At 61.3% G+C, this 18,980-nt stretch carries 18 protein-coding genes; 7 read left to right on the forward strand and 11 right to left on the reverse strand.

The window, feature by feature from the left end; all coding sequences use genetic code 11:
- The first annotated feature begins 154 nt into the window (after positions 1-154).
- Positions 155-1,399: an MFS transporter gene (locus tag ACTJKS_RS24535; RefSeq protein ID WP_108184360.1), complete on the forward strand. Its 1,245-nt coding sequence runs from the start codon at positions 155-157 to the stop codon at positions 1,397-1,399.
- On the opposite strand, the gene cueR is transcribed toward ACTJKS_RS24535, so the two are convergent.
- The 3 genes from cueR to ACTJKS_RS24550 form a co-directional block, all read right to left on the reverse strand.
- Positions 1,353-1,766: a Cu(I)-responsive transcriptional regulator gene (cueR, locus tag ACTJKS_RS24540; RefSeq protein WP_007962968.1), complete on the reverse strand. Its 414-nt coding sequence runs from the start codon at positions 1,764-1,766 to the stop codon at positions 1,353-1,355. The two genes, ACTJKS_RS24535 and cueR, sit on opposite strands and share 47 nt — an antisense overlap.
- Complete coding sequence (locus tag ACTJKS_RS24545) at positions 1,763-4,156, reverse strand: heavy metal translocating P-type ATPase (protein ID WP_108181593.1); 2,394 nt, start codon at positions 4,154-4,156, stop codon at positions 1,763-1,765. Before ACTJKS_RS24545 ends, cueR begins: the two co-directional genes overlap by 4 nt.
- 163 nt (positions 4,157-4,319) lie before the next feature.
- Positions 4,320-4,703: a hypothetical protein gene (locus tag ACTJKS_RS24550; RefSeq protein ID WP_041067979.1), complete on the reverse strand. Its 384-nt coding sequence runs from the start codon at positions 4,701-4,703 to the stop codon at positions 4,320-4,322.
- 148 nt (positions 4,704-4,851) lie between these two features.
- Here ACTJKS_RS24550 and ACTJKS_RS24555 point away from each other — a divergent pair, with 148 nt between their 5' ends.
- Positions 4,852-5,052 carry a heavy-metal-associated domain-containing protein gene (locus ACTJKS_RS24555; RefSeq protein WP_047291084.1) on the forward strand — a complete coding sequence of 67 codons (201 nt, stop codon included), beginning with the start codon at positions 4,852-4,854 and terminating at the stop codon, positions 5,050-5,052.
- Between the two features lie 215 nt (positions 5,053-5,267).
- Positions 5,268-6,470, forward strand: a complete 1,203-nt coding sequence (locus tag ACTJKS_RS24560; protein ID WP_041067973.1) for a multidrug effflux MFS transporter — start codon at positions 5,268-5,270, stop codon at positions 6,468-6,470.
- Between the two features lie 3 nt (positions 6,471-6,473).
- Here the strand turns inward: ACTJKS_RS24560 and ACTJKS_RS24565 are convergent, their stop codons facing one another.
- The 3 genes from ACTJKS_RS24565 to ACTJKS_RS24575 form a co-directional block, all read right to left on the reverse strand.
- Positions 6,474-6,647 (reverse strand): hypothetical protein, encoded by a 174-nt coding sequence (locus ACTJKS_RS24565; RefSeq protein WP_169842458.1) that lies wholly within the window; start codon positions 6,645-6,647, stop codon positions 6,474-6,476.
- Between the two features lie 153 nt (positions 6,648-6,800).
- Entirely contained in the window at positions 6,801-7,814 is a 1,014-nt protein-coding gene (locus ACTJKS_RS24570; RefSeq protein ID WP_047291086.1) for a zinc-binding alcohol dehydrogenase family protein, read from the reverse strand.
- Positions 7,815-7,846: 32 nt separating this feature from the next.
- Positions 7,847-8,140: a putative quinol monooxygenase gene (locus ACTJKS_RS24575; RefSeq protein ID WP_041067967.1), complete on the reverse strand. Its 294-nt coding sequence runs from the start codon at positions 8,138-8,140 to the stop codon at positions 7,847-7,849.
- A 118-nt stretch (positions 8,141-8,258) separates the two neighbouring features.
- Between ACTJKS_RS24575 and ACTJKS_RS24580 the strand changes: the two genes are divergently transcribed.
- The 3 genes from ACTJKS_RS24580 to ACTJKS_RS24590 all read left to right on the forward strand — a co-directional run bounded on the left by ACTJKS_RS24580 (position 8,259) and on the right by ACTJKS_RS24590 (position 11,745).
- Positions 8,259-9,188, forward strand: a complete 930-nt coding sequence (locus ACTJKS_RS24580) for a LysR family transcriptional regulator (protein ID WP_086794394.1) — start codon at positions 8,259-8,261, stop codon at positions 9,186-9,188.
- 316 nt (positions 9,189-9,504) lie between these two features.
- A complete protein-coding gene (locus ACTJKS_RS24585; RefSeq protein WP_041067961.1) occupies positions 9,505-10,236 on the forward strand; it encodes an ArsR/SmtB family transcription factor in 732 nt (243 codons plus the stop codon).
- Positions 10,237-10,365: 129 nt separating this feature from the next.
- Complete coding sequence (locus tag ACTJKS_RS24590) at positions 10,366-11,745, forward strand: MFS transporter (RefSeq protein WP_108181594.1); 1,380 nt, start codon at positions 10,366-10,368, stop codon at positions 11,743-11,745.
- Between the two features lie 108 nt (positions 11,746-11,853).
- Here ACTJKS_RS24590 and ACTJKS_RS24595 read toward each other — a convergent pair whose 3' ends face one another.
- The 3 genes from ACTJKS_RS24595 to ACTJKS_RS24605 all read right to left on the reverse strand — a co-directional run bounded on the left by ACTJKS_RS24595 (position 11,854) and on the right by ACTJKS_RS24605 (position 15,074).
- Positions 11,854-12,807, reverse strand: a complete 954-nt coding sequence (locus ACTJKS_RS24595) for an adenosine deaminase (protein WP_003221371.1) — start codon at positions 12,805-12,807, stop codon at positions 11,854-11,856.
- A gap of 82 nt (positions 12,808-12,889) precedes the next feature.
- Entirely contained in the window at positions 12,890-13,855 is a 966-nt protein-coding gene (locus ACTJKS_RS24600) for a 2-oxoglutarate and iron-dependent oxygenase domain-containing protein (RefSeq protein ID WP_108181595.1), read from the reverse strand.
- 145 nt (positions 13,856-14,000) lie between these two features.
- Positions 14,001-15,074 carry a BMP family ABC transporter substrate-binding protein gene (locus tag ACTJKS_RS24605; protein ID WP_108181596.1) on the reverse strand — a complete coding sequence of 358 codons (1,074 nt, stop codon included), beginning with the start codon at positions 15,072-15,074 and terminating at the stop codon, positions 14,001-14,003.
- 274 nt (positions 15,075-15,348) lie between these two features.
- On the opposite strand from ACTJKS_RS24605, the gene ACTJKS_RS24610 reads away from it, so the two are divergent.
- Complete coding sequence (locus tag ACTJKS_RS24610; protein ID WP_108181597.1) at positions 15,349-16,440, forward strand: calcium:proton antiporter; 1,092 nt, start codon at positions 15,349-15,351, stop codon at positions 16,438-16,440.
- Between the two features lie 109 nt (positions 16,441-16,549).
- Here the strand turns inward: ACTJKS_RS24610 and ACTJKS_RS24615 are convergent, their stop codons facing one another.
- Together ACTJKS_RS24615 and ACTJKS_RS24620 are read right to left on the reverse strand one after the other, a co-directional pair.
- Entirely contained in the window at positions 16,550-17,908 is a 1,359-nt protein-coding gene (locus ACTJKS_RS24615) for an 8-oxoguanine deaminase (protein WP_108181598.1), read from the reverse strand.
- A 247-nt stretch (positions 17,909-18,155) separates the two neighbouring features.
- Positions 18,156-18,842, reverse strand: a complete 687-nt coding sequence (locus tag ACTJKS_RS24620) for an SDR family oxidoreductase (RefSeq protein WP_095138233.1) — start codon at positions 18,840-18,842, stop codon at positions 18,156-18,158.
- Positions 18,843-18,980: the final 138 nt, after the last annotated feature.

An 18,980-nucleotide genomic window follows, 5' to 3' on the forward strand; every position in this document is an offset into this window, starting at 1 on the left:
GTTTTTTTGTGCCCGCATGTTCCTTCACCACACCTCACTGTGGGAGCTGGCTTGCCAGCGATAGTGGAGGTTCAGCTGAAAAATTTTATCGGATGTACCGGCCTCTTCGCTGGCAAGCCAGCTCCCACAGGGGCCGGTGGTGTCTATGGACTTTATGTGGGAATCTTGTCAGCCCTCGCACACTCAAGGACTGAATGTGAACGCCCGCCTCATCATCAGCGCCCGGCTGATCTCCGACTTCGGCGCTTTCCTCAACATGGTCGCGCTGGCGACTTACGTTTACCTGCTGAGCAACAGCGCCATGAGCGTCGGGGTGTTTCTCGCCAGTCGTGTCGGCGGGGGGATTTTTGCCAGCCTGATTGGCACTCGCTTTTACCGGCGCTGGAGCGGCCGGATGCCGTTGATTGCCTTCGATCTGCTGCGCGCGGTGTTGCTGGGTCTGCTGTTGATCCTGCCGGGGAGCCAGCAGGCGTTGCTGTTGCCGGTGATTGCCTTCGGTTTGGGCTTTGGCAACTCGATGTTCGCCATCGGCCTCAACAGTCAATTGCCGAGGCTGATCGAAGCCGCGCAGCTACTGAAAACCAATGCCTGGATCACCTCGGCTTCATCGGCGGCAATGGTCGGTGGCAGCCTGGTGTCCGGCTTGCTGGTGGCGGCATTCGGTTTCGAAACGGTGTTTGCGCTAAACGCATTGACCTATGTGCTGGCGGCGCTGTTGATTGCGCCGTTGCGCTTCGCCGCTGCAGACGTCTGCGAACAATCGACCAACGAACGCAGCGAATGGTCAGCCCTGAAACAAGGCCTGCGCAGCGCTCCGGTGATTGCGGCGATGCTCGCCGTGACCATGGCCGACACCTTGGGCAGCGCCGCGCACAATGTCGGCTTTCCGATCATCTCCAAACTGCTGACGCCCGATTCGGCCAGCACCACTCTGGGCCTGATGCTGGCGGTGTGGGCCAGCGGCAAACTGCTGGGTGCGCGGATTGCCAGTCGCCTCAAAGGTTCTGATAACCGTGAGCTGGAGCGACGGTATTTCTTCGGCGTGGCGTTGATGTCCTGCGGTTTTATCCTGATGTTCCAGCAGCACAGCCTTCTCGGTCTGCTGCTGTTTTCCCTGCCGGCGGGGTTGGGGGACGGCATTTCCGAGGTCGGCCTGATGTCGCGCCTGCAACGCGAACCGGAGCATTTGCGCTTGCCGGTTTTCAGCTTCCTGACCTTGCTGCAAATGACCGGGTTCGGTGTCGGCATGTTGATCGCCGCGCCGTTCTACGGCTGGTGGACGCCGGGTGCCGTGGTGCTGCTGTTCCACGGCATCCCGCTCGGTACGTTGTTGACCGTTAAGCTGTTGGCGCTCAGGCGCGGGCGGGTTGCGCGCAGCAGCCCGACGCCAGTTCCTTGAGGATCGGGCAGTCGGGGCGATGGTCGCCATTACAGTGCTCGACCAGGTCCTGCAGGGTGTCGCGCAGCTCGCCGAGTTCGCGGATCTTCTGGTTCAGCTCGTCAATATGCTGCCGTGCCAGGGCTTTCACATCGGCGCTGGCGCGCTGGCGATCCTGCCACAGGGTCAGCAGCTTGCCGACTTCTTCCAGAGAAAATCCCAGGTCCCGCGAACGCTTGATGAACGCCAGCGTGTGCAGGTCATCATCGCTGTAGACACGGTAGCCGCTGTCGGTGCGATGGGCAGCCTTGAGCAGGCCGATCGACTCGTAATAGCGGATCATCTTTGCGCTCAGGCCACTGTGCCGGGCCGCTTGGCCGATGTTCATCGGTGCTCCTCCAGATCCTTCGGTTTCCAGGTTTTCAACAGTAGCGCATTGCTCACCACGCTGACGCTCGACAGTGCCATTGCCGCGCCGGCCAGCACCGGGTTGAGAAAACCGAACGCCGCCAGCGGAATGCCGATCAGGTTGTAGACGAAGGCCCAGAACAGATTCTGGCGGATCTTCGCGTAGGTCTTGCGGCTGATCTCCAGCGCGGCGGGCACCAGTCGTGGATCGCCGCGCATCAAGGTAATGCCGGCCGCGTGCATGGCCACATCGGTGCCGCCGCCCATGGCGATACCGATATCCGCTGCGGCCAATGCCGGGGCGTCGTTGATGCCATCACCGACCATCGCCACCACCCCGGCTTTTTTCAGCTCGGCGACGGTGGCGGCCTTGTCGGCGGGCAGCACTTCGGCGTGAACGTTTTCAATGCCCAGCGCCTCGGCCACCACGCGCGCACTGCCACGGTTGTCGCCGGTCAGCAAATGGCTGTGGATACCTCCGGCGGCCAGTTGCTGCACGGCTTGCAGTGCGCCGGGCTTGAGCGTGTCGCCGAAGGCGAACAAGCCGAGTACACGCGGTTTCGGGCTTTGCTCGATCAGCCACGACAGGGTTCGGCCTTGGCTTTCCCAAGCCTTGGCGGACTCGGCGAGATTGCCCGCGCTCAGGCCACTTTCTTCCAGCAAGCGCCGATTGCCCAGCGCCAGGCGCCGACCATCAAGCGTGCCAGCGATACCGCGTCCGGTCAGGGACTGACTGTCGCTGACGTCCGGCACCGGCAGCTCGCGCTCGGCAGCAGCGTCCAGCACAGCTTTGGCCAGCGGATGCTCGCTGCCGCGCTGCAGGGCGCCGGCCAGTGTCAGCAGGGTATTTTCATCGCCATCCAGCGCACTGAAATGGGCGATGCGCGGCGTGCCGGAAGTCAGTGTGCCGGTCTTGTCGAAGACCACGTTGTCGACCTCATGGGCTCGCTCCAGCGCTTCGGCGTCCTTGATCAGAATGCCGTGACGCGCAGCCACACCGGTGCCGGCCATGATCGCTGTCGGCGTGGCGAGGCCGAGGGCACACGGACAAGCGATCACCAGCACCGCGACGGCGTTGATCAACGCGGTTTCCATAGGCGCGCCGTACAGCCACCAGCCAATCAACGTGACGAGGGCAATCAGCAACACGGTGGGCACGAACACCTGGCTGACTTTATCCACCAGTTTCTGGATCGGCGCTTTCGCTGCCTGGGCGTCTTCCACCAGCCGAATGATCCGCGCCAGCACGCTTTCCGCGCCGAGGGCGGTGGTGCGCACCAGCAGGCGACCTTCGCCGTTGATCGCACCGCCGGTGACCTGGTCGCCCGGCTGTTTTGGCACTGGCAGGCTCTCGCCGCTGATCAGCGCTTCGTCAGCGTGGCTCTGGCCTTCCAGCACTTCACCGTCCACCGGGAAGCGTTCGCCGGGTTTGACCAGAACAAGATCGTTGAGGCGCAGGGCGCTGATCGCGACGTCTTGCTCGCGACCGTCGATGACTTGAATCGCCCGTTCCGGGCGCAAGGCTTCGAGGGCACGGATGGCGCTGGCGGTCTGGCGCTTGGCGCGGCTTTCCAGATATTTGCCGAGCAGCACCAGGGCGATCACCACGGCTGAGGCTTCGAAATACAGATGCGGCATGCGCCCGGCGGCGGTGGCCCATTCGTACAGGCTCAGGCCATAACCGGCGCTGGTGCCGAGGGCGACCAGCAAGTCCATGTTGCCGGCGCCGGCGCGCACGGCTTTCCACGCGGCCACATAAAATCGCGCGCCGAAAATGAATTGCACCGGCGTGGCAAGGGCAAATTGCGCCCAGGCCGGGAGCATCCAGTGAATGCCGAATGGTTGCAGCAGCATCGGCAGCACCAGCGGCAAGGCCAGAACGATGGCGCAGATCAGCGCCCAGCGTTCATGTTGCAGGCGCTGTTGCTGGTTATCAGTTGCAGGATGTTCGGCTTGCCAGACGCTGGCCGAGTAACCGGCCTTGCTCACGGCGTCGAGCAGCAATTGCGGATCGGTCTGACCGAGCAATTCGAGGTGGGCGCGTTCGTTGGCGAGGTTGACGCTGACGCTCCTCACCCCGGGGACTTTGTTCAGGGCGCGCTCGACGCGACCGACGCACGAGGCGCAGGTCATGCCGTCGATGCTCAGTTCCACGGTTTGTTGTGGGACGCTGTAACCGGCGCGTTCAACCGCCTCCATCAACGCCGGCAAGCGGTCACCGGGTGCCTGGACGCGGGCCTGTTCGGTGGCGAGATTGACGCTGACGCCACTGGCGCCGCTGACGTTGCGCAACGCCCGCTCGACACGCCCGGCGCAACTGGCGCAGGTCATGCCGGCAATCGGCAGATCGAAAGTGATGGAATCGGACATCGGTCTTACTCCCTGTAGAAGATGTCTACAAGGATCAACCTTGCCATGCGGGCAAGGTCAAGCGCCAATCTGAAAAGCAAAAGATCGCAGCCTTCGGCAGCTCCTACAGGTGGATTGCATTCCAATGCAGGAGCTGCCGAAGGCTGCGATCTTTTTCGTTGACTCAATATTCGAGGGCGGCAGGTCGCAGGTACAGCCCTTTGGCGTTGGCCGCGATCCGGTACTTGAGCACATCGCCGGCCTTGAGCGAGATCTGCTGCGCGGGCGGCGCGAGCATGCCTGCCTGGCAACCCGGCACCTGGCCAGGCAATTGTTTCAGACGAATGGACAGCGTGCCGTGGGGCAGGTTAAAGGAAGTCGTCTGTTCCTGCAGCAGACGCCCAGCGAGTTGATCATTGACGTACACGCCAATCTCGCAGGAAGTCGGCACTTCCAGGCGCTCGCGCGAGATGATCAGAACCGCATAGTCCTCGCCGGTCGCATTGGCCTGAGGCAGGGCGGCAAAGAGGCTGAGCAAGCCAAACAGGCTGAAAGCTGACCAGCGCATGGCTGAATCTCCTGAATTTGAGTCATTGATGCACGCAGCTTGGCTGAGCGCAGCGCCGATTGCCAGCCCGGCAGTTTTACGCAGAACTTGACCTTGCCATGGTGGCAAGCTCGACACTGCCGGCAACCTCACTCAAAGGAGTCCCTCCATGCAAGTGTTCAGCGTTCAAGGCATGTCCTGCGGCCACTGTGTCAAAGCCATCACCAACGCCGTGCAGGCGAAAGATCCGGCGGCCAGCGTGCGGGTCGATCTGGCAGCCAAAGAAGTCGGCGTCGAAAGCTCGCTCAGCCCTGAGCAGGTGATCGAGGTCATCAGCGAAGAGGGCTACCCGGTAAAACTCGCCGGATGATCAAAAGCCAAAAGATCGCAGCCTTCGGCAGCTCCTACAGGAAACGCATTCCAATGTAGGAGCTGCCGCAGGCTGCGATCTTTTGATTTTTGCAGGAAAACTCCACAGGGCAGTTCGTCTGACTTTTTAATAGTTAGCGAGCTATCGGAATGTTCAAGGTGTCTTTGCGCGGCTAGACTGTCGGGCTGCCGACTCCAATCCAACCTGGATGCCTGATGAACTTCCGTACCATTCTGATTCTCGGTGCCTTGAGCGCCTTCGGTCCGCTGGCGATCGACTTCTATCTGCCGGCGTTCCCGTCAATGGCGCTGGCCTTTGGCACCGATGAAAAGCACGTCCAGCTGACACTGGCAGCGTATTTCGCCGGTCTGTCGATCGGGCAGTTGTTGTATGGCCCGGTGGCCGACCGGTTTGGTCGGCGCCTGCCGCTGCTGGTCGGTGTCGGCCTGTTCACGCTGGCCTCGTTGGCCTGCGCCTATGCGCCGAATCTGCAATGGCTGATCGGGGCCCGCTTCGTCCAGGCCTTGGGCGGCTGCGCGGGGATGGTGATTTCCCGGGCGGTGGTCAGCGACAAATGCGATGCCGTCGGATCGGCGAAAGTCTTCTCGCAGTTGATGCTGGTGATGGGTTTGGCGCCAATCCTCGCACCATTGCTCGGCGGTCTGCTGGTCAACACCACGGGTTGGCAGTCGATCTTCCTTGTGCTGACCGGCTTTAGTGCACTGGCCGGCCTCGCTGTGGCGCTGGGGTTACCGGAAAGCCTGCCGGCCTACGTGCCGCGCCAGCCGCTGTCCGGTGCGTTGCGTCAATACGGCCGGTTGTTCGGCGACCGGGTGTTTCTCGGCCACGCACTGACCGGCGGTATCGCGGTCGCCGGGATGTTTTCCTATATCGCCGGCTCACCATTTGTCTTCATCAAACTGTACGGCGTACCCGCCGAGCATTTCGGCTGGCTGTTCGGCACCAATGCAGCGGGTTTCATTCTGGTGGCTCAGGTCAACGCGCGGCTGTTGGCCAAGCGCGGTCCGTCCTTCCTGCTGGCGCGAGCGGTGTGGGTATACCTGTTGGCCGGCGTTTCGCTGCTCGCGGTCAGCGCGATGCACACCGAAGCATTGTGGCCGCTGTTGATTCCGTTGTTCGTGTGCATTGCCAGCCTCGGCTGCATCCTGCCCAATGCTGCGGCATGCGCGATGAACGGCCAGGGCGCGCGTGCCGGGAGTGCCTCGGCGCTGATGGGCTGCCTGCAATTCAGCGTGGCCTCCGGCGCGGCCTCGCTGGTGGGTGTCCTGCACGACGGCAGCGCCATGCCGATGGCCATGGTCATCAGCCTGTGCGGACTGCTGGTGGTGAGCATTGCGATGTACACCCGGCGTTTGCAGAATGCCCGGGCACTGGCGCAAGCACAGGCCGAAGCCTGAACTTCAGCCGACGGCGCGTTGTTGTCCGGGCTGGGGAATCTGATGGGGCGCGTGCAGGCGCGCTTCGAGGGTGCGGGTGAAGGCGAGCGCCTCGGCTTCACTGCGAAAGGTCACGGCGTGCTGGTCCAGACGAACTTGCCATTGAGACTTTGCCACTTCTTTTATCAGGATCTTCATTGCTGACCTCCCTTGTGTAAAAGATGCATCGCAGAGGTTTCGATTGTAGACCTGAATACGATCGCATTTGTGACAACGGAGAAGCATCTGACTGACGGCAAAAAACAGCGCCAGCCCTTGACGGGTCTGGCGCTGATTGCGGCCGTCGGATTCTCAGAAACTTTCTAAAACAATTTTGCCCTTGGCTTTGCCGCTTTCCAGCAACTCGTGCGCGCGTCGCAGGTTCGCCGCATTGATCGTGCCGAAATGCTCGCCCACCGTAGTTTTCAAAGTCCCCGCATCAATCAGCTCGGCCACGCGGTTGAGCAGTTTGTGCTGCTCGATCATGTCCGGGGTTTCGAACAGCGAGCGGGTGTACATGAATTCCCAGTGCAGCGACAGGCTCTTGCGCTTGAGTTTGCTCACGTCCAGTGACTTAGGATCGTCGATCAGCGCCAGTTTGCCTTGCGGCGCCAAGGCCTCGACCAGTTGATCGAGGTGCAGATCGGTCTGGGTCAGGCTGGCGACGTGGGTCACGTGATCGATGCCGGCGCGCTTTAGCTCTTCGCTCAACGGCTGGCTGTGATCGATCACCAGATCGGCGCCCAACTCAGTCACCCAGTCGCGAGTCTGTGCACGGGACGCAGTGCCGATCACCTTCAGGCCGGTCAACTGGCGGGCCAGTTGGGTGAGGATCGAACCGACACCGCCAGCGGCGCCGACGATTAGCAGGCTTTGACCTTCATCGGTCTTGCCCTCACGGATCTGCAGGCGTTCGAACAGCAATTCCCACGCGGTGATCGCGGTCAGCGGCAGGGCAGCGGCTTCGGCGAAACCCAGGGACTTGGGCATGTGGCCGACAATCCGCTCATCCACCACGTGCAGTTCGCTGTTGCCACCGGCACGGGCGATGGAGCCGGCGTAGAACACCTTGTCGCCGGCCTTGAACAGCGTCACTTCACTGCCGACGGCTTTGACCACGCCGGCGACGTCCCAGCCCAGCACTTTTGCCGCGCCGTTTTCCGGCGCCACGTTCTGCCGCACCTTGGTGTCGACCGGGTTGACCGAGATGGCTTTGACTTCCACCAACAGGTCGCGCGGGCCGGCGACCGGCTCCGGCAGTTCGATGTCTTGCAGGGATTTTTCGTCGCTGATCGGCAGGGAAGCGTAATAGGCGATGGCTTTCATGACTTGCTCCGTAGCGGTAATAGAAGAAGGGCTCAGGCGATGCTGCCCAGGCGTTTCAATTGGAAGTGTTCGATACAGTGGCCGGCTGTGGTCTGGAAATTCTGGAAGTGCGCGCTGGCGTTGTGCGCCTGGAGGATTTCTTCGCTGGCCCAGTGTTCGATCACATAGAAAGTCAGCGGGTCGGCGAGGTCGCGGTGCAGGTCGTACTGGCCGCAGCCTTCCTCGGCGCGGCTCGGCTCAACCAGTGCGCGCAGGGCGTTTTCGAGGGTGTCCTGCTGACCGGGTTTAGCGATCAGGGTGGCGATGGCGGTGAATGCTTGGGACATGTTTGGCTCCAGTCGCGGGATAAATGGGCTTGGGCCAATCATTGGCTATTTCTCGGCGCGATAAAACCGGCTAAAAGAGCAGTCTCTTTCAATTTTATTTTGATAATCGAGGCTGAGAATGCTGCGTTTCGACGATTTACAGTTGTTCGTTCGCGCTGCGGACCTGGGCAGTCTGTCGGCAGCCGCGCGGGTGATGGACATGTCTGCCGCGGTGGCCAGCGCCGCGCTCAAGCGTATCGAACAGCAACTGGGCGTGCGCTTGCTGGCGCGTTCGACCCGCAGCCTGCGCCTGACCGCCGAGGGCGAAGGCTTTCTCGAATATGCCCGGGCCGCGCTCGGTTCGCTGGACGAGGGCCGGCGCTTTCTCTCCAGCGCGCAGGATCAGGTCAGCGGCATCCTGCAGTTATCGGCGCCTTCGGATTTCGGGCGTAACCTGCTGTTGCCGTGGCTCGACGAGTTTCAGCGCGAGCACCCGAAGCTGACCGTGCGCCTGTTGCTCGGTGACCGTATCGCCGACCTGTTCCGCCAGCCAGTGGACATCGCCCTGCGCTATGGCGAACCGGAAGATTCGAGCCTGGTGGCCCTGCCCATCGCCCCGGACAATCGCCGCGTGCTCTGCGCCTCGCCGGCCTACCTGGCGCGCCACGGCGAGCCGCGTCAGCTCGAACAATTGGCGCAGCACAATTGCCTGCTGTACATGCTCGGCAGCCGCGTGCATGACCATTGGAGTTTTCATGACGGCAAGCGCGAAGTCGGTCTGACGGTCAGTGGTGATCGCTTCAGTGATGACGCCGACGTCGTACGGTTGTGGGCGGTGGCGGGGGCGGGCATTGCTTATAAATCGTGGCTCGATGTCGGCACCGATGTCCTCGCCGGACGCCTCAAAGTGTTGCTGCCGGAGCTTCTCTGCGAGCGTGCTCCGCTGAATCTGTTGTGCGCCCATCGCGCGCAATTGAGTAAGCCGGTAAACCTTTTAAGGGAAATGCTCGCCAGCCGATGCGTCGAATTGAGTAGTCAATTTCCCAATTTCCCGAAACTTGATCATTAGTCGCAGGCAATTAGCGAAATTTCACTCAGGAACTATCACCATTCGCGTCAGCCACGGCGCAGGAAGCAGCGTGCATCCCGCTTATACTAGCGACCGCCTCAAACCTGCACCGACAACTGGCCAGGGCAGAATCAGGCCGGTTTTTCCAGGGCCGTGCCTGCGCCATACAAACGCTGTGAACACGCCATCGACGGGTGTGGCAGTGCTGACCTGGCTTGCACCGGCTCATGGCGTTTTACCCGTCTTGGCCGACGACACATTACTGGTCAAGATGTCTTCGAGCAGTAGACGATACGATTCAACAGGGAGTGAATACATGGAACATGCACCTTGCATCAGCCAGATCGCCACGCTGCTGGCCGACCCCAAGCGCAGCGCGATGATGTGGGCGTTGATGGATGGCTCGGCCCGCCAGACCGAGGAGCTGGCGCTGCTGGCAGGGCTGTCGCCGTCGTCGGCCAGTGCGCATCTGGGGCGTTTGTCCGCGGGTGGCCTGTTGAAAGTCGAGGTCCGTGGACGCAAGCGTTTCTTCCGTCTGGCGGCTCCGGAAATCGCAGCCGCCATTGAAGCCCTGGCCAGTGCCACGATTGCCAGTGCGCCGCGGGACGTCCCTCACGTATTCAAACGCTCGACGCCGATCAACAATCCACGAACCGCACCGTCCTCGCTGCTGCGTGCGCGCTTTTGCGATGATCATTTGGGCGGCACGCTGGCCGCCGATCTGTACCAGCGTTTGCTTGATGCCGGTTGGATCGAACAGATCGAGCAGCGGGTCGTGGTGACGCTCAAAGGCTCGACGCAGTTGGCGAATCGCGGGGTGTTCATTCAGGCCCTGGCTCATCGCAAGGCCCAGGTGGCGTGTGCCTGTCCGGACTGGAGCGAACGCCGTCCGCATCTGGGCGGTTCACTGGGCGCCGCGTTGCTGCAATTGTTCATGCAGTCCGGCTGGCTGGTGCTGCCCAAGGATTCTCGCGCATTGCAAGTCACGCCGGCCGGACAGCGGGAAATCCACTGTTTCGCTAAGGAAGTCGAGCTGGAACTGGCGTAATAGAGCATTCGCCGGTCAACACTTCGGGGCTTGCGTCGTCTGTGACTGCGAACAGGTCGTATCCAGAAAAAGCGTTGAGGCGTTATCGCGCACACTCGGTCCGCACACTTCGTGGATGGGGGATGAGGTATGGATACGCGAAACTTCAGCGCGGCAGAACGCCTGGAACGGCTGCCGCTCAGCGGTTATCACCGGGTCATTTTCATCATCATCGCCTTGGCGTTCTTTTTCGATTCCATGGATCTGGCCATGATGACGTTCCTGCTCGGCTCGATCAAAAGCGAGTTTGGCCTGAGCAGTGCACAAGCCGGCCTGCTCGCCAGTTCGAGTTTTTTTGGGATGGTGCTGGGGGCATCGCTGTCGGGCATGCTCGCCGACCGCTTCGGACGCAAACCGGTGTTTCAGTGGAGCATCGTGTTGTGGGGCGTGGCCAGTTACCTGTGTTCGACCGCGCAAACGGTCGAGAGCCTGACGCTGTTCCGGATCCTGCTGGGGATCGGCATGGGCATGGAGTTTCCCATTGCGCAGTCGATGCTCTCGGAGCTGATCCCGGCGCAACGGCGCGGTCGCTACATCGCGTTGATGGACGGTTTCTGGCCATTGGGTTTTGTCGCTGCCGGCGTACTGTCTTACTTCCTGCTGCCATTGATTGGCTGGCGCGACATCTTCCTGGTGTTGGCGGTACCGGCGGTGTTTGTGCTGGCGATCCGTTTCTTTATCCCCGAATCACCGCGCTGGCTGGAGCAAGCCGGACGCCATGAGGCGGCGGACAAGGTTCTGAGCGCAATAGAGACGCGCGTGCGCACGTCGCTCGGGGGGGCGACGCTGCCGGAGCCGGTGCGCCTGCCAAGGACAGTGACGCCGCCGGGCAACTTCTTCTCGGCTCTGCAGCAGATCTGGTCGCCGCAATACCGCCAGCGCACGACGATGATCTGGAGCCTGTGGTTTTTCGCCTTGCTCGGTTTTTACGGGCTGACGTCGTGGCTCAGTGCCTTGTTGCAGCAGTCGGGTTTCGCCGTGACCCAGTCGGTGTATTACACCGTGCTGATTTCTCTGGGCGGGATTCCCGGGTTTCTGATGGCGGCGTGGCTGGTGGAACGCTGGGGGCGTAAACCGGTGTGTATCGTCACGCTGCTGGGCGGCGGGGTGATGGCGTTCATCTACGGCCAGAGTGCGGTGTTTGGGGGCAATGTCGCGCTGCTGATCGGCTCGGGATTGTTGATGCAGTTTTTCCTGTTCGGCATGTGGGCGGTGCTTTACACCTATACGCCGGAGTTGTACCCGACTTCGGCGCGCGCCACAGGTTCGGGCTTTGCCTCGGCGATTGGGCGTGTCGGTTCGCTGCTCGGGCCGTTGGTGACCGGATTGGTGTTCCCGATTACCGGGCAGGGCGGAGTGTTTGCACTGGGGGCGCTGTGCTTTGCGATTGCGGCGGGGGTGGTGTGGCTGTTCGGAATGGAGACGCGGGGCAAGACGCTGGAAGAGCTTACAGAGTCGACACCGGTGTAAATGTGGGAGCGAGCCTGCTCGCGAAAGGCGTGTGTCAGACAACTCAAACTGTGACTGACACGAAGCCTTCGCGAGCAGGCTCGCTCCCACATTGGAACTTCAGCGTTTTTACGGTTTTACCAGACGCGCATCCAGGCTGTTCTGCGCCAGGCGCTTGGCCTGATCCTGGGTCATGCCCAGGTGTTCGTGCAGCGCGTGGAAGTTCTCGGTGACGTAGCCGCCGAAATACGCCGGGTCATCGGAGTTGACGGTGACCTTCACCCCACGCTCGAGCATGTCGAGGATGTTGTGCTGCGACATGTGATCGAACACGCAGAGCTTGGTGTTCGACAGCGGGCACACAGTCAACGGGATCTGCTCGTCGATGATCCGCTGCATCAGGCGCTCGTCTTCGATGGCGCGTACGCCATGGTCGATGCGCTGGATCTTCAGCAGGTCGATGGCTTCCCAGATGTACTCCGGCGGGCCTTCTTCACCGGCGTGGGCGACTGTCAGGAAACCCTCGTGGCGGGCGCGGTCGAACACACGCTGGAACTTGCTTGGCGGGTGACCCATCTCGGAGCTGTCGAGGCCGACGGCGACAAACGCATCACGGAACGGCAGCGCCTGATCGAGGGTTTTCTGTGCTTCGTCTTCGCTCAGGTGGCGCAGGAAGCTCAGGATCAAACCGCTGGTGATGCCCAGTTGCTGCTCGCCATCCTTGAGTGCCGCGGCGATGCCGTTGAGCACCACTTCGAACGGGATGCCACGGTCGGTGTGGGTCTGCGGGTCGAAGAATGGTTCGGTGTGAATCACGTTCTGCGCTTTGCAGCGCAGCAGGTAGGCCCAGGTCAGGTCGTAGAAGTCCTGCGAGGTGCGCAGCACATCGGCGCCCTGGTAATACAGGTCGAGGAATTCCTGCAGGTTGTTGAAGGCGTAGGCCTTGCGCAGGGTTTCGACATCGCTCCACGGCAGGGCGATCTTGTTGCGTTCGGCCAGGGCGAACAGCAACTCAGGCTCCAGCGAGCCTTCCAGATGCAGGTGCAGTTCGGCCTTGGGCAGGGCGTTGAGCCAATCGTACATATTCTTTTCTCATCAGGTGCAGATGGCGGCCATTCTACAGATGCGCGCCGAAACAATTGGCAAAACCTGACCAAGCGATCCATCACACCGCTTGCGGCTCGCGCCGATAGGCGTAGGTATCGGCGAAGCGCGACAGCAGGAATTCGGCGCAGGTGGTGGTCGGATATTTCGCCGGATGCTGTGCGTCCTGGCAACCGGGCAGGCATTCGATACGTGTGTCCGGGTGCGGCTCGGCGAAGAACGGCATCGAATAGCGATCCACTCCCAGCGGACTGATGACCCGGTGCGGCGTCGAGCGATAACGGTCGTTGCTCCAGCGTGCCATCATGTCGCCGAGGTTGACCACGAAGGTGCCGTCAATCGGTGGCGCGTCGATCCATTCACCGTTGATGTTCTTCACTTGCAGGCCGCCGGCGCTGTCCTGGTAGAGCAGGGTGATGCAGCCGTAATCGGTGTGCGCTCCGGCGCCTTGCTGTGCGGCGCTGCTGGCGGTGTGGCGTGGTGGGTAGTGGATCATCCGCAGTACGCTGACCGGCTCAACGAAGCGCGAATCGAAGAAGTCGCGTTCGATCCCCAGCGCAATCGTCATCGCCCGCAGCAGGGTTTGCGCGAGCGCCTGCATGTCGAGGTAGTGCTGCTCCATCAGCGGTTCCCAACCGGCGATCGGTGGATGGCGATTCGGCCCGCGCAAGGGTTTATTCGCGAGCACCTCGGGATGATCCGCCGGCAGGTGCAGGCCCATGTCGAAGGTTTCCTTGAGGTCGCTGGGTTTGTCCGGGTCGAGCTGTTCGGTGGCGATGGCGCCGTAGCCGCGATGGTGGCGGGTCCGGGTGATGTCGATCCGCAGTTTTTCTTCTGCCGGTTGCGCAAAAAAACGCTGGGCGTGGTCGAGCAGCGAGTCGATGCGCTGCGCGGAAATCGGGTGGCCCTTGATGTAGAAAAAGCCCCATTCGCGGCAGGCCTGGTCGATCTGCGCGGCGACGGCGGGCCAGGCGTTTTGGTCGGTGGAATAGAGCGGGCTGATGTCGATGACCGGAAGCTGATCCATACACAATCCTTGAATACGCTGTGTTTCCAATGTGGGAGCGAGCCTGCTCGCGAAGAGGGGGTGCCAGACAACATTTTTGTTTAATGACACACCGCTTTCGCGAGCAGGCTCGCTCCCACCGGGTTTTGTGTGGTGAATCGAAGGTTTACTTCGGCATCTCGGCCTTCATCCCTTCCACGTAATAGTTCATCGACGCCAATTCGGCATTGGTTGCGCTCACCCCAGCAGGGATTTTCTCCACGCCGGCCTGATCCTTGATCGGCCCGGTGAACGGTTGCAACTTACCGCTCTTGATGTCGGCAATGATCTGCTCGGCCTCGGCTTTCACCGGTGCCGGCACCAGGTCGCTGATCGGCAGTTCAACCGTACCTTCTTTCAAACCACCCCAGTAGTCCTGGGATTTCCAGCTGTGGTCGATCACGCTTTGCGTGGCCTGAATGTAGTGCGGTGCCCAGTCGTTGACGATCGAAGTCAGCACCGCTTTCGGGCCGAAGTGCGCCATGTCCGAGGCGTAACCCACGGCGTACACGCCACGGCGTTCGGCGGCCTGGATCGGCGCCGGGCTGTCGGTGTGCTGGAACACCACGTCCACGCCCTGATCGATCAGCGCGTTGGCGGCGTCGGCTTCCTTGCCCGGGTCGAACCACGAGTTGACCCACACCACTTTGATCTCGGTGCCGGGGTTGTATTTGTTCAGCGCCAGCTGGATGGCGTTGATGTCGCGGATCACTTCCGGAATCGGGAACGAGGCGACGTAGCCGATCTTCTTGGTCTTGGTCATCTTCGCTGCGAGGAAGCCGCCGACATAACGACCCTCGTAGGTGCGCGCGAGATAGGTGCCGAGGTTCTTGTCCTGCTTGTAGCCGGTGGCGTGTTCGAAGGTCACCTTGGGAAACTGTTTGGCGACTTTCAGCGTCGGGTTCATGTAGCCGAAGGAGGTGGTGAAGATCAGGTCGTAGTTGTCCTTGGCCATGTTGCGGATCACCCGCTCGGCGTCGGCGCCCTCGGCCACGTTCTCGACGTAATTGGTGCTGATCTGCGGGCCGAATTTCTCTGCCAGCGCCTTGCGCCCCTGTTCATGCTGATACGTCCAGCCGTGGTCGCCGATCGGGCCGATGTAGACGAAACCGACCTTCAGCGGATCGGCAGCGCTGGCGCTCAGGCTGATCCCCAGACCGATGGCGGCGCACAGCAGTTTGTGCAGCGGACGTATTTGCATGAATTGGAGCTCCATTTTGTTGTGTGTGGTCAGGGGCAATGCAAATTGCTGACCAACAGGACAACAAACAAAAAGATCGCAGCCTTCGGCAGCTCCTACAGGGGAATGCGCAACCTGTAGGAGCTGCCGCAGGCTGCGATCTTTTCAGCGCCGGAACCAACGCAGTGCAAGTCAGTGGATTCACGCTGTCGGCTGGTGCGCTAAGGTGTAACGAAACGTTAGCGCCGCGCCGCAGTCAGTAGCTCATTCGAACCTCTCGGCAAAAAGGCCCGTCATGCTCACGATCCTCAAGCAAGAAAGCTTTCTGCTGCTGGCGGTGATCGCCGCGTGCATCGCCTACCCGCTGGAACACTGGATGCTCCACAGCGGGCAGGTCGTCGCGCTGATCTGCGGTCTGGTGCTGATCGGCTTCATCGTCGCCGCCTCGATGCGCGTCGCCCATCAGGCCGAACTGCTCGCAGAAAAAGTCGGCGATCCTTACGGCACGATGATCCTGACCCTCGCTGCGGTGCTGGTGGAAGTGGTGATCCTGGCAATCATGATGAGCAACGAAGCCTCGGCCACACTGGTGCGGGACACGATCTATTCGGCGGTGATGCTCGACATCAACGGCATCCTCGGCCTCGCCGCGTTGATGGGCGGGCTCAAGCACGGCGAGCAGTCGTACAACGATGATTCGGCACGCAGCTACAGCGTGATGATCCTCACCGCCATGGGCGTATCGATGGTGGTGCCGGAGTTTATTCCGGCGGCCAACTGGAAGGTTTATTCAGCGTTCACCATCGGTGCGATGGTGGTGCTTTACGCATTGTTCCTGCGCATGCAGGTCGGGCCGCACAGTTACTTTTTCAGCTACAGCTACCCGGATAAACGCCGCAAGAAAGAACCGGTGGAAAATGAACCGAAACCGCTGAGCCTGGCGTGGTCGATCGGCATTCTGGTGTTTGGGGTGGTGGTGATCGGCGCACTGGCCGAAGTGATGTCCAAGACCCTCGATCTGGGCCTGGAAGGCACGGGCGCGCCGCCGGTGATCACGGCGATTCTGGTGGCGGCGATTTCCGCGGCGCCGGAGATTCTGACAGCGTTGCGTGCCGCGTTGGCCAACCGCATGCAATCGGTGGTGAACATTGCGATGGGCGCGTCACTGTCGACGGTGATTCTGACCGTGCCGGTGATGGAAGCGATGGCGCTGTACACCGGTCAGCCGTTTCAGATGGCGATGACCCCGGTGCAGACAGTGATGATCTTCATCACGCTGATCGTCAGTGCGATCAACCTGAATGACGGCGAGACCAATGCGATTGAGGGTATGACGCACTTTGTGCTGTTTGCGACGTTTATCATGCTGTCGCTGTTGGGTCTCTAAGCCCACCACAAATCCGGTGTAGGAGCTGCCGCAGGCTGCGATCTTTTGACTTGTTTTCAAAATCAAAAGATCGCAGCCTGCGGCAGCTCCTACAGGGTTCTTTATTGGATCAGGTACCGGCGATCAACTGCCGAGCCGCCTGGCTGTGATCGGCGATCAGGCCTTTCAGATCCAGTCCTTCAACCTGGCCATCAATCACCCGCCACTGGCCACCAATCATCACCCGATCGGCACGATCGGCACCGCACAACAACAGCGCCGAAATCGGATCATGGCTGCCCGAGAAGCGCAGCTCATCGAGCTTGAACAGCGCCAGGTCCGCCTGCTTGCCCACCGCCAGCTCACCAATGTCGGTACGCCCCAACAGGCTCGCCGAGCCTTTGGTTGCCCAGCCGAGCACGCGTTCCGGGGTGATCTTCTCCGCGCCGTAACGCAGACGCTGGATGTACAACGCCTGCCGCGCTTCGAGGATCATGTTCGACGCGTCGTTCGAGGCCGAACCATCCACGCCGAGACCGAACAGCGCGCCGGCATCGGTCAGATCGATGCTCGGGCAGATGCCGGAGGCCAGACGCATGTTCGAACTCGGGCAATGGCAGATACCGGTGCCGGCCTGGCCGAGGCGAGCGATTTCATCCGGGTTGAAGTGGATGCCATGGGCCAGCCAGGTGCGCGGGCCGAGCCAGCCGACGCTGTCCAGATAATCCACGGTGCGCAGGCCGAAACGCTGCAGGCAGAAATCCTCTTCGTCGAGGGTTTCCGCCAAGTGCGTGTGCAGACGCACGTCGAGTTTATTCGCCAGTTCGGCGCTGGCCGACATGATTTCCGGGGTCACCGAAAAGGGCGAGCAAGGCGCCAGAGCGATCTGGATTTGTGCACCGTCGCCGCGCTCGTGGTACTCGTGAATCAGACGCTGACTGTCGTCGAGAATCACCTGACCTTCCTGCACGGTCTGCTGCGGTGGCAGGCCGCCGTCCTTCTCGCCGAGGCTCATCGAACCGCGCGTGAGCATGGCGCGCATGCCCAGTTCACGCACGGTGTCGACTTGCACGTCGATGGCGTTTTCCAGGCCGTCCGGGAACAGGTAATGATGATCGGCGGCGGTGGTGCAACCCGACAGCAGCAATTCAGCCAAAGCCACTTTCGTCGCGAGGGCGAGTTTTTCCGGAGTCAGCCGCGCCCACACCGGATACAGGGTTTTCAACCACGGGAACAACGGCTGATTGACCACCGGCGCCCAGGCGCGAGTCAGGGTTTGATAGAAATGGTGATGGGTGTTGATCAGGCCCGGCAGGATCACGTGCTCGCGGGCATCGAACACTTCATTGCACGGCGCGGACGGTTGCTGACCGGCCGCCAGCACTTCGACGATCACGCCGTCTTGCAGCACCAGACCGCCACGGGCATCAAGCGCATTGGCCGTGAAAATGGCGAGGGGATTTTTTAACCAGGTACGGGTCGCAGGCATTGTGGCCGGCTCCTCTGAAAGTTGGGTTCAGGGTTGCCAGCTCAGTGTTGCCCTGTCTGCTGATCCAGGGTCGCCGCGTTGGACGAGCTGCGCAGTTTCAAACAAATCGCGACAGCGGGCAAGCCCAACCCGACAAGCCAACACATCACCCTCTGTAGGCGCTGCCGAAGGCTGCGATCTTTTGATCTTGTTTTTTACAATCAAAAGATCGCAGCCTGCGGCAGCTCCTACAGGTGGTTTTCAGTGTTTACCAGGGAATGGTTTCACCCTTGTAGTTGATGAAATGATGCCCACCCTTGCCGGTATACGCATTCACCTGATCAATCAGCCCACGGGTGCTGGTCTCGACATCCAGGTCAGCACCTTCACCGCCCATGTCCGTCTTCACCCAGCCCGGGTGCAGCGACAGCACGGTCAGTTTCTGTTCGCCCAGTTGCGTGACGAAACTGTTGGTCATGGAGTTCAGCGCGGCCTTGCTGGCCTTGTACAGCGCCAGCTCCGGCGCGTCCGGTACGGTCACGCTGCCAAGACCGGAACTCATGAACGCCAGCACGCCGCTGCCGTCGCGGATCTGCCCGACGAAGCGCTGCGCCAGGTTGATCGGCGCCACGGCGTTGGTGAAGAACAACTGGCCGACTTCGGCCAGGGTCGCGCCGCCCGGGGTTTGCACCTCCGGACCTTTGACCCCGGCGTTGACGAACAGCAGGTCGAAAGTCTCGCCCTTGAGCTGTTGGCTCAGGGCGATCACCGCTTGTTGATCGTCCATGTCGAGTTTTTCGATCCGCACCTTGCCCAGCGCTTGCAGCGCCTCGGCCTTTTGCGGATTGCGCACGGTAGCGGTCACTTGCCAGCCGTCGGCCAGCAGGGTTTTCACCAGCCCGAGGCCCAAGCCGCGGGAGGCGCCGATGATCAGTGCGTTTTTTGCCTGGGACATGACGGGGTTCCTTGAATATTACGGTTCACGGATTCAATGGACACGCCTGACCGAGTCGTTGTTGCAACGCTCGTCGCAGCACATCGAACCGGCTCTCAAAAGAGCTGTTGACCCCGGAGCATACTCCAGGCTTTAGCA

The organism is Pseudomonas sp. 22189 (assembly GCF_052045635.1).
Lineage (GTDB): Bacteria > Pseudomonadota > Gammaproteobacteria > Pseudomonadales > Pseudomonadaceae > Aquipseudomonas > Aquipseudomonas parakoreensis.

Bases quoted from the DNA above. Each gene is read 5' to 3' on its own strand.
- ACTJKS_RS24535 (WP_108184360.1), top strand. From the start codon at position 155: ATGTGGGAATCTTGTCAGCCCTCGCACACTCAAGGACTGAATGTGAAC.
- cueR (WP_007962968.1), bottom strand. From the start codon at position 1,766: ATGAACATCGGCCAAGCGGCCCGGCACAGTGGCCTGAGCGCAAAGATG.
- ACTJKS_RS24545 (WP_108181593.1), bottom strand. From the start codon at position 4,156: ATGTCCGATTCCATCACTTTCGATCTGCCGATTGCCGGCATGACCTGC.
- ACTJKS_RS24550 (WP_041067979.1), bottom strand. From the start codon at position 4,703: ATGCGCTGGTCAGCTTTCAGCCTGTTTGGCTTGCTCAGCCTCTTTGCC.
- ACTJKS_RS24555 (WP_047291084.1), top strand. From the start codon at position 4,852: ATGCAAGTGTTCAGCGTTCAAGGCATGTCCTGCGGCCACTGTGTCAAA.
- ACTJKS_RS24560 (WP_041067973.1), top strand. From the start codon at position 5,268: ATGAACTTCCGTACCATTCTGATTCTCGGTGCCTTGAGCGCCTTCGGT.
- ACTJKS_RS24565 (WP_169842458.1), bottom strand. From the start codon at position 6,647: ATGAAGATCCTGATAAAAGAAGTGGCAAAGTCTCAATGGCAAGTTCGT.
- ACTJKS_RS24570 (WP_047291086.1), bottom strand. From the start codon at position 7,814: ATGAAAGCCATCGCCTATTACGCTTCCCTGCCGATCAGCGACGAAAAA.
- ACTJKS_RS24575 (WP_041067967.1), bottom strand. From the start codon at position 8,140: ATGTCCCAAGCATTCACCGCCATCGCCACCCTGATCGCTAAACCCGGT.
- ACTJKS_RS24580 (WP_086794394.1), top strand. From the start codon at position 8,259: ATGCTGCGTTTCGACGATTTACAGTTGTTCGTTCGCGCTGCGGACCTG.
- ACTJKS_RS24585 (WP_041067961.1), top strand. From the start codon at position 9,505: ATGGAACATGCACCTTGCATCAGCCAGATCGCCACGCTGCTGGCCGAC.
- ACTJKS_RS24590 (WP_108181594.1), top strand. From the start codon at position 10,366: ATGGATACGCGAAACTTCAGCGCGGCAGAACGCCTGGAACGGCTGCCG.
- ACTJKS_RS24595 (WP_003221371.1), bottom strand. From the start codon at position 12,807: ATGTACGATTGGCTCAACGCCCTGCCCAAGGCCGAACTGCACCTGCAT.
- ACTJKS_RS24600 (WP_108181595.1), bottom strand. From the start codon at position 13,855: ATGGATCAGCTTCCGGTCATCGACATCAGCCCGCTCTATTCCACCGAC.
- ACTJKS_RS24605 (WP_108181596.1), bottom strand. From the start codon at position 15,074: ATGCAAATACGTCCGCTGCACAAACTGCTGTGCGCCGCCATCGGTCTG.
- ACTJKS_RS24610 (WP_108181597.1), top strand. From the start codon at position 15,349: ATGCTCACGATCCTCAAGCAAGAAAGCTTTCTGCTGCTGGCGGTGATC.
- ACTJKS_RS24615 (WP_108181598.1), bottom strand. From the start codon at position 17,908: ATGCCTGCGACCCGTACCTGGTTAAAAAATCCCCTCGCCATTTTCACG.
- ACTJKS_RS24620 (WP_095138233.1), bottom strand. From the start codon at position 18,842: ATGTCCCAGGCAAAAAACGCACTGATCATCGGCGCCTCCCGCGGCTTG.